At 64.0% G+C, this 9,418-nt stretch carries 7 protein-coding genes and 1 CRISPR repeat array (1 of these 8 cut by a window edge); of the genes, 5 read left to right on the top strand and 2 right to left on the bottom strand.

Features of this window, described 5'->3' with window-relative positions; all coding sequences use genetic code 11:
- Positions 1 to 234 precede the first annotated feature (234 nt).
- Positions 235 to 1,557, top strand: a complete 1,323-nt coding sequence (locus tag HPY67_03960) for an MFS transporter (GenBank protein NPV03869.1) — start codon at positions 235 to 237, stop codon at positions 1,555 to 1,557.
- 136 nt (positions 1,558 to 1,693) lie between these two features.
- On the opposite strand, the gene HPY67_03955 is transcribed toward HPY67_03960, so the two are convergent.
- Positions 1,694 to 2,497 carry a metallophosphoesterase gene (locus HPY67_03955; protein NPV03868.1) on the bottom strand — a complete coding sequence of 268 codons (804 nt, stop codon included), beginning with the start codon at positions 2,495 to 2,497 and terminating at the stop codon, positions 1,694 to 1,696.
- 162 nt (positions 2,498 to 2,659) lie between these two features.
- Between HPY67_03955 and HPY67_03950 the strand changes: the two genes are divergently transcribed.
- The 3 genes from HPY67_03950 (at position 2,660) to HPY67_03940 (ending at position 6,717) form a co-directional block, all read left to right on the top strand.
- Positions 2,660 to 4,345 (top strand): PAS domain S-box protein, encoded by a 1,686-nt coding sequence (locus HPY67_03950; GenBank protein ID NPV03867.1) that lies wholly within the window; start codon positions 2,660 to 2,662, stop codon positions 4,343 to 4,345.
- Between the two features lie 153 nt (positions 4,346 to 4,498).
- Positions 4,499 to 5,791, top strand: coding sequence for a nucleotide sugar dehydrogenase (locus HPY67_03945; GenBank protein ID NPV03866.1), 1,293 nt, complete (start codon positions 4,499 to 4,501; stop codon positions 5,789 to 5,791).
- A 215-nt stretch (positions 5,792 to 6,006) separates the two neighbouring features.
- Entirely contained in the window at positions 6,007 to 6,717 is a 711-nt protein-coding gene (locus HPY67_03940; protein NPV03865.1) for a hypothetical protein, read from the top strand.
- A 135-nt stretch (positions 6,718 to 6,852) separates the two neighbouring features.
- On the opposite strand, the gene HPY67_03935 is transcribed toward HPY67_03940, so the two are convergent.
- Entirely contained in the window at positions 6,853 to 8,328 is a 1,476-nt protein-coding gene (locus HPY67_03935; protein ID NPV03864.1) for a patatin-like phospholipase family protein, read from the bottom strand.
- A 209-nt stretch (positions 8,329 to 8,537) separates the two neighbouring features.
- Between HPY67_03935 and HPY67_03930 the strand changes: the two genes are divergently transcribed.
- Positions 8,538 to 9,017: a heme-binding protein gene (locus HPY67_03930; protein NPV03863.1), complete on the top strand. Its 480-nt coding sequence runs from the start codon at positions 8,538 to 8,540 to the stop codon at positions 9,015 to 9,017.
- Between the two features lie 190 nt (positions 9,018 to 9,207).
- A CRISPR array of direct repeats spans positions 9,208 to 9,418; the repeat unit is 32 nt; unit sequence CCTTCAACCCCCGCATACGCGCGGGGTGCGAC (it continues 284 nt past the right edge of the window).

Below are 9,418 nucleotides of genomic sequence, written 5' to 3'. Positions count from 1 at the left end.
TCAATAAGAAATCAAGAAAGGAGGGCCGCGCATTAATCATCCCGTTGAGATGAAGGGTTGATGACAGAAAGGGAAGTCGACATTGTTCAAAACTTTTACGGAGGGAACGAAATTAACCGATAGGCCGGGTACCCGCCTCGCAGGGTCTGACCCGCACACATCAAGGGCGTCGCGTCGAGGAGGAAGGGAAACGAGGGGACCGGTCCCGCATGAGACATCCAACGGAGGTGGAAGATGGCTCAAGGAACACAGACTGTCGCTCAGAAAGCCTGGGGATACCGCTGGGTAATCCTCTTCATTGTCTGGCTGCTTTATCTCATCAATTACTTTGACCGTATCAGCGTTCTGACATTCCTGCCTTACATTCAGAAAGACCTTAACCTTAACGCCGTCGAGATCGGATGGCTTGGTTCGATCTTCTTCTTTGGGTATTCCATCGCGCAGTTCTTCGCCGGGTTCTTCGCCGACAAGTGGGGCCCCAAGAAGACCATGAACATCGCCATCTGGGTGTTCACGGCTGTGACCTTCGTTACAGGCTTCGTGCGCACCTTCTGGCAGTTCATCTTCCTTCGACTGGCCCTGGCCCTGGGCGAGGGCAATCACTACGTACCTGCCGTGCGCGCCATCGCGAACTGGTTCCCCATGGCCGAGAAGGGTCGCGCCAACGGCTATTTCGCAACGACCTGGGCCGTCGCGCCCGCCGTGGTTCCCATCGTCGTGACCTGGATGTCGGCGGATCTCTTCGGAGGTGCTTGGCGCCCCGTCTTCTTCGTCCTCGCCGTCCCGGGCCTGCTGGGCATCTTCCTGCTTTGGAAATACGTCAGCGACACGCCCCGCGAGATGCTCGAGAAAGGCAAGATGACGAGGGAAGAGTACGATTACATTACCTCGTCGATCGGCGCCGACGCGGCCGTACACGGCAAGACCTACAGCACGAAGATCTTCGCGACGGACCCCCAGTACTACCTGTTCACGGTCACCTTCTTTGTCCTGCTGATGATCTACTGGGGCATGACGACCTGGATCAGCACCTTCCTCGTGAAGATGCACGGTCTCAACATCAAGACCATGGGCTTCTACGCCTCCATGCCCTTCATCGTGGCCTTCTTCGCCATGTGGGCGGGCGGCCAGGTGGCGGACAAGTTCTTCCAGGGCAAGATGAAAGTCGTCACGATCATCGGCTTCCTGGGCTGCATCCCGGTGCTGTACTTCATCGGGCAGACCCCCAAGGGCGAGACGGGCATGCTGCTGTTTTGGCTCGGCATGGGCGGGTTCTTCATCAACTTCCCCTGGGGCGTCATGCAGGCCTTCCCGTCCGTCCGCTACCCCAAGGAAGTGGTCGGCCGCGCCATGGGCATCACCAACGGACTGGGCCAGTTCGGCGCCTTCATCTCCCCGATGATCGCCGGCTACCTCGTGGTCACGCTGCCGGACGGGTCGTTTAACTTCGCCAACGTGTTCATCTTCTGGTCGGCCCTGGCGGCGTTGGCCTCTGTGGCTGCCTTCTGCCTGGCGGAGAAGCCTGTGGATCACTCCAAGTTTGAGACGGGCAACTAAGAACCCGATTCCTGCGGCGGAAACAGACAAACAATCCGGCATGGCCGGTTCACGATAAAGGGCGGTGTCATAGTGACGCCGCCCTTTTTTCATGCCCCCTGCGGGTCGCGGCGCCCTCATGTGTCCGTGGAGGCGCTCAGTTCCCGACCTCGGACCAGGTCTTCTTGATCTCCCGGTAGCGGGTCTTGCGGGCCGAGACGAACCGCTTGCCGTCCCAGGCCCGGACGGCGAGGGTCAGGTCGGGCGGTTCGATCGTGTAGACATTGTAGGCGGCGGGCTCGCGCCGCAGGCGCGTGGAGAGCGTCGGGGCCTGGGCGACGAGGATGTGGGAGCGGATCTCCTCGTGGTGGCTCCGGACGTCGTCGGAGTACCCCACGTGGTAATGGCCCGCGAGCAGAAGGTCCACGCCGCACTCCTCGAGGACGGCCAGGGCCTTGGCCGCGCGCCCCACGATCGAGTACGGCGGGATGGGCGGCGGGATGAAGGGGTGGTGCGTCACGACGATCTTGAAGATGCGGTCCGGGATGCTGCAGAGCCTTCGGCGCATCAGCTCGATCTGCCGGTCCGAGATGCGCCCGTTGACGAGGGCGAGCGAGCGCGCCGTGTTGACGCCCAGCGCGGCGATCTCGGCGTCCCGGTAGAGAGGGTCCATGTCCGCGGCGATGTAGCGCCGCCAGCGGTGCAGCGGCAGAAGGAAGCGCCGCACGGGGTCGTACAGGGGGATGTCGTGGTTGCCCGGCACGACGATCTTGGGGCAGGGGATGCGCTGGAGAAAGGCCCGTGCGGCCAGGAACTGGCGGCGGCGCGCCCGCTGGGTGACGTCGCCGCTCACGGCGACGAGCGCCGGGGCGAGCCTGCGCAGATCGGCCAGAAGCTCCCCGATGAGAGCCGGGTCCTCGCGGCCGAAGTGCAAATCCGAGATGTGGGCAACGCGCCTCATGGTCCCTTCGGGGCGAAACGGGGTTCACAATTCACCGCAAACGTAGTATAGAAACGGCGGGGTGAAAAATCAATCGATTCCGGCCGGTTCCATCTGCACGGCTTGCACCCGGTCAACCGACGATCCCACCGGACCCCGCTTTCTCCACGGAGGGTTGCCGCCATGAAGCGAAAGGAACGGAAGCCTCGCATCGAGCGGGCCGAAGCGGCACGCGGTGCCGGCGAGTCTAAGCCCGCGACCGCCCAAGTACCCGGGACGGTCGATCTCGACGGCAGCGCGCAGCTCCTGCGGAGCGTCCTGCAGGGCTCGCCGGTCGCCAAGTTCGTCATCGGGCGGGACCACCGGGTCGTCCATTGGAACCGTGCGCTGGAGGAGCTGAGCGGGATCCCCGCGCGTGAGGTGATGGGGACGTCGGACCACTGGCGGGCCTTCTACCGCAGCGGGGCGCGGCCCTGCCTGGCGGACCTGCTCGTGGATGGGGACTACAAAGCCATCGAGACATGGTACGCGGGCAAGTGCCGCCGCTCGCCGCTGATCGAGGAGGCCTACGAGGCGACGGACTTCTTCCCCGAGCTGGGCGAGGGGGGCCGCTGGCTGCGGTTCACGGCGGCCCTGATCCGCGGCGTCGGGGGCGAGGTGCTGGGGGCCTTGGAGACGCTGGAGGACATCACCGAGGCGAAGCGGGCCGAGATCAGCCTCCGGGACAGTGAGCACCGTCTTCACAGCGTGATCCACGGCTCGCCGATCCCCACGTTCGTCATCGGGCGGGACCACCGAGTCATCCACTGGAACCGGGCGCTGGAGGAGCTGAGCGGGATCCGCGCCCACGAGGTGATGGGGACGGCGGACCACTGGCGGGCCTTCTACCGCAGCGGGGCGCGGCCCTGCCTGGCGGACCTGCTCGTGGATGGGAACTTCGAGGCCGTCGAGAGCTGGTATGCGGGCAAGTGCCGCCGCTCGTCGCTGATCGAGGAGGCCTACGAGGCGACGGACTTCTTCCCCGAGCTGGGCGAGGGGGGCCGCTGGCTGCGGTTCACGGCGGCCCTGATCCGCGGCGCCGGGGGCGAGGTGCTGGGGGCCCTGGAGACGCTGGAGAACATCACCGAGCAGAAGCGCGCCGAGGAGGAGCTGCACAAGGCGCAGAAGATGGAGTCGCTCAGCGCCCTTGCGGGCGGGATCGCCCAGGACTTCAACACGCTGCTCTCCGCGATCCTGCGCAACGTGTTCCTTGCCAAGATCTCCGTCCCCGACGAGGACAAGATGATCGAAGAGGGCCTTGCCATCGCCGAAAAGGCGGGGCTGCGCGCCAAGGAACTCGTCCACCTGCTCATCACCGTCGCCAAGGGCGGCTACCCCGTCCGCAAGAAGATGGATCTCGCGCCGCTGCTCAGGGAGTGTGAGGCGCTGGTTCCCCGCGAGCCGCCGATCGACGTCCGGTTCGCCATCGACCCCGACCTGTGGCCGGTGGAGGCCGACGAGGGGCAGATCAGGCAGGTGCTGCGGCACATCGTCCAGAACGCCGTCGAGGCCATGCCTGAGGGAGGCGCCATCGACATCCGGGCCGGCAATGCCGTCGTGGAGGCCTCGGACCGCCTGTCGATCAGGGAGGGCCGGTACATCAAGATCTCGATCCGCGACCACGGCCGCGGAATCCGCGAGGAGCACCTCTCGAGGATCTTCGACCCCTATTTCACGACCAAGGAGGCTCGCCGGGGTCTGGGGCTCGCCCTGAGCTATGCCATCATCCGCAACCACGAGGGCCTGATCCGCGTCGAGAGCCGGGAGGGGCAATTCTCGGCCTTTCACATCCTGCTGCCGGCGGCCGAGGGGCCGGAAGAGCAGAAGTGAAACGGAAAATCTCAAGAGCGGAGAGACAAGGACCGGGCAGTCCGCCTGGCAGACAATGTAGGATTCTTTCATGCGGCGAAGCATGAAACTTGCAAGTTCCTCTTTGACCGCCGATTAGCCGGTGGGCGAAACGAAATACCGGAAGGATTCTGCATGACCCTTATCGAAAAAATCGCTGCCAAACAGGCCCGCGTCGGTGTGATCGGGCTGGGCTACGTCGGACTGCCGCTGGTCATCGAGTTCTGCCGCGCCGGCTTCACGGTCACGGGCTTCGACGTGGACGAGAAAAAGATCGCCGCCCTGCGCAGGCGGGAGAGCTACATCCGCCACATCGACTCGTCGCTGCTCGCAAGGGAGATCAACGGCAACTTCACCCCCACGTCGGACTTCGACCGCCTCGCGGAGGTGGACTGCATCCTCATTTGCGTGCCGACGCCCCTGAACCGAAACCGCGAGCCCGACATGCGGTACGTGTTCAACACGGGCCGCACGATCGCCCGTCACCTCCGCAGGGGACAGCTCGTCGTCCTGGAGTCCACGACCTACCCCGGCACCACCGACGGTGACCTCCGGGGGATCCTGGAGGCCTCGGGCCTAGAGGCGGGCGTGGACTTCCATCTGGCCTTCTCGCCGGAGCGGGAGGACCCCAACAACAAGGACTTCAGCCTCCGGACGGTGCCGAAGCTCGTCGGGGGGCTCACGCCCGCGTGCCTTGCCGCCGCCCGGGCTCTCTACGACCACGTCGTGGAGAGGACCGTCCCTGTCTCGTCGGCGAAGGTGGCCGAGGCGGCCAAGCTCCTCGAGAACATCTACCGCTCCGTCAACATCGCCCTGGTCAACGAGCTGAAGATCTGCTTCGACCGCATGGGCATCGACATCTGGGAGGTCATCGAGGCGGCGGCGACCAAGCCCTTCGGGTTCCAGGCCTTTTACCCCGGCCCCGGCCTGGGCGGCCACTGCATTCCCATCGACCCCTTCTACCTGACCTGGAAGGCGAGGGAGTACGAGTTCAACACGCGCTTCATCGAGCTGGCGGGCGAGATCAACACGTCCATGCCGGACTACGTGGTCTCGAAGGTCATGGAGGCCCTCAACGCGCACGGCAAGCACGTCAAGGGCTCCCGAATCCTCATCCTGGGGCTTGCCTACAAGGCCAACGTCGACGACGACCGCGAGTCGCCCTCGTACCGGCTCATGGAGAAGCTCGAGCGCCTGGGCGCCGAGGTCGCCTACAACGACCCCTGCATCCCCGTCATCCGCCCGTCGCGGGAGTACGCGAAGTATGCGGGCCGCAAATCCGTGGCGGTTTCCAAGGACTTCGACCTCATCCTCGTCGCCACTCCCCACGACGAATACCGGGCCATCGACTTTGCCTCCCTGGGCGTGCCCGTCGTGGACACGCGCAACGTGGTGCGCCAGAAGGGGGACTTCCTCTTCCGGGCATAGCCGAGGGACCTTGGCGAGCTCCTCTGCACCGTGCGGACAACGGTTTCCGCTTTCCCGCCCCCGTATCCCTCAAGTTTTACCGCCGCCCTGCCGAATAGGGATGCAAGGTCTGCCCTGCACGGGGCGCGGACCCCGTCTTTTCCCACGCCGAGAATGCACCCCGAGGGGTGATCGTGATCGAATCTCTGTCAACGATGAACCGCAGGAGGATGAACATGAGGAAGGGATGGTTTCTTGCCGTCGCGGCGCTGCTTGTATTGGCGATGCCGCTGAGCGCCATGGGGAAAACCGTGGTGACCAAATACAATGACAAGGACGTCGATTATTGGGAATTCTGCCCCTTTGACGCCGGATCCTGGCCTTACGGCCCCGGGGTCGAGTGGGGCCGCTCCGTCGTGATCCGTTACGTCGGAACGGAAAAGATGAATGTGCGGGTGAAGGACGACGGTGTCGACCTCGGCTGGAACCGAAATGTGCATGGCACGGCGTACATCTACGATGCGGATGCCGTCACCGGGTCCGACGGCGGCTGGGCGGCCGCCGCAAGTTCCCTCCCCAGGATCTCTGTCCACAATAACCCGAACCAGTGGCTCTACCCGGTCTGCATTCCCTATCAGTATTTCTTGGGAGGGTCCCCGAATCCCGCATTGATTCCTCCAGAGGCTCTCCTTTACCAGGGCCCGTTCCAGGTCGAGGAGGTTCTCCAGGACGACGGCAACCAGTTCGGCTGCTGGGACGGGGTCAACCCCGTCAACTTTGCCCACTGCTTTATTTGGCAGCAAAGGGACTGGACGGTCCTGGATTATCTCATGCACCACGTGAAAATCACGGGCAACAAGGTTTACTTCTGGAAAACAACGATTCACGAACCCGGCAAGATATGCGTCGAGGACAAGAGGGGGCTGAACAGCTGCAACTTCTACTAGTCGGTCAATAGGCGGAATCCTCCCGATAGCGTTACGAAAACCGCAACCGCCAGAGGGACGACACGTGTAAGCAGAGAAGAGCCGGCCATCGGGGCCGGCTCTTCCCGTTTTGGGTGAAAACGATTCCGACGGCGTTCACGGCTCGGTTTCGTGCCCCGCAAACCACGGCTCCCCGGCGCCGTCGCCTACGGCCGGCGCCGGAAGCTTCAGCCGGATCGGCCGCTCCGGCATCTGCCCCCCGAGGTCCCGCACGAGCCGCCGGAACTGCCGGTTTTCGTACAGGAGCTTCGAGGCGATTCCCCGGAGATTGTCCACCTGCTCGGGCTCGAGGGCGAGGCTCGTGGGGATCGCGTTGAAGTAGTCCCGCTCCCTCTCGTCGGCCAGCGCGTCGAAGGCCACGTGCACGATGTAGAAGTCGATGGGCCTCTGCCCGTGGACCTCATCGTCGTGCATCCACTCCCGGGCGACGTTGTGCAGAAACTCGATCGTCTCGAAGTTGTACTTGTTGATCATGATGGTGGACGAGGCCCCCAGGATGGCCCCGATGCCGGGGACCTCGTCGAGGATCTGCCAGCGCGACTTCTCCTGGGTCTTCGCGTCGACGATGACGATGGCGACGCGCCGGGTCTTCTCCAGGCCCAGGGCCCTCAGCGATGCATGGATGCCCCCCCGGGCGATCAGGGACTCCAGGATGCCGCGGATCCCGAGGTTGTCCGACACGCCCCCGTCGATAAGGTGGATGTAGGGCTTGCGGCGGGTGTCGAGGTAGGTTTTCATCCTCAGGGCATTGTAGTAGGTCCGGCTGGACATGTCCGGTTTGGCCAGGGCCTCCGTGATCCAGTGCGGTGTGCGGATGTCGCACTGGCCGGCGTAATTCTTGAGCACAATAGGGGAGAGCGCCCCCGGAAAGGCTGCCGAGGCGGCCACGGCCCGGGAGACGGGGAATCGGTCGAAGTCGGCGCAGATGAGGGCGAACTGGCTCGGGGTGAAGGCGAAGCTGATCCCCTCGCCGGCATCCGTGGCGAGGATCACCACGACGGGGCCGGGTTTCCGCGCGATGTCACCCAGGGTCGCCCCCCTGAAGAGCCTTTCGTCATAGTGCTCCTGGGCCAGGTCGCTGCGGCCGTATCGCGGCGAGAGGAGCCGGAACCAGTTGACGGGGTTTGCCAGCCCCCACAGCAGGGACCCCTGGAAATCGCCGTAGAGAAACTCGGTGCGGAAGTCGTTGAAAATCTCGCGGCCGTGCAGCCCGTAGTAGGCCGCCGTGAAGCTTCCCCCGGAGACGCCCGAGATCATGTCCACCTCGTCGAGCAGCGTGTGCCGTCGGCCCTTCTTCGAGGGGGGCGCCGGGACCTCGACGAGGTCGAGGGCCTCCAGGATGCCGTAGGACAGGGCGGCCGCCCGGGTGCCGCCGCCCGAGAAGGCCACAAGCAGCAGCGTGTCGTGCGAGCGGTCGGGGGAGGCGAGTTTGGCCCGGTAGGGCTCCGCGCGGTCGATTTTCTCAACACCGGGGTTCAGGGGGTACTGGGCCGTGCAGGAGGCGAGGAACAGCACAGGCCAGGCGAGCACGGCGATCAGGAAGACCCGGGCCGTGGTGCTTGAGCGATCCATGAGTCCCTCGCGACGGATGGAAATTGAGCCCAATGTACACGAAGCCCCCGGGTTGTCAACCCGTTTTGGGGCCGGAGGGGGCCGCCGCTGCATCCTCTCTCATGGGCCCGTTCTTTCGTCCTGAAAAAGTTTTGACTTGGTTCTCCCGCTCTTTTATAATGCCCAAACCCACATCGTGTGGGAATGCAGGATGCAAAGGAGGAAGTACGATGCGTTCCCTGAAAGTAGCAGCGGTGCTTTGCGTGATTGCTCTGTTTGTCGCCGGTACGGCCCTCGCCCAGCAGATGCCCAACCCCTACGGCCCGAACATCGGCCTGGAGGCGGCGAAGAAGGTGGCGGCGGCGGCGGCGGCCAAGGCGAAAGAGATGAAGGTCAACGTGGTCATCGCCATCGTGGACACGGGCGGACAGCTCGTGTACATGGAACGGTTCGACGTGGTCCAGTGGGGCAGCAACGACGTGGCCATCCACAAGGCCAAGGCGTCCGTCATGTACAAGCGGCCCACTCTGGCGCTCGAGAATGCGGTGAAGGCGAACATTCATTACCTGACGCTCGACGGCATCAGCGCCATCGAGGGCGGCGTGCCCATCATCGAGAACGGCAAGATCATCGGCGCCATCGGGGTTTCCGGCGGCACGGCGCAGCAGGACGGCGTGATCGCGGCGGCCGGCGCGGCGGTGATCAAGTAATCGGGAATATCGTCAGCACAACGTAAGAGGGCCTCCGGAGACATGCCGGAGGCCCTCTGTCTTTCTGGTGGGCCGTACGAGATTCGAACTCGTGACCAACGGATTAAAAGTACTTCGCCGAAATCAATTATTTCAAGAGCTTAAATCTGGCCTGCTCGCGTTTTGCTCGCAGTTTCTGCTATTTTTCACTCCTTCAACCCCCGCATACGCGCGGGGTGCGACAGGGAAGGAGAAACGAAGACCTGTTCCATGCTGCCCTTCAACCCCCGCATACGCGCGGGGTGCGACAACCCGGCGCTGTGACACAAATAAAAAAGGCATACCTTCAACCCCCGCATACGCGCGGGGTGCGACTCTCTTCCCCTCTCTCGCCGGGGCAGGGAAAGGAGCCTTCAACCCCC

This window comes from Syntrophaceae bacterium (assembly GCA_013177795.1).
Classification (GTDB): Bacteria; Desulfobacterota; Syntrophia; order Syntrophales; family UBA2192; genus UBA2192.
Note: the sequence above shows the minus strand (reverse complement) of the source record. Positions and strands in the feature narration are given on the sequence as shown.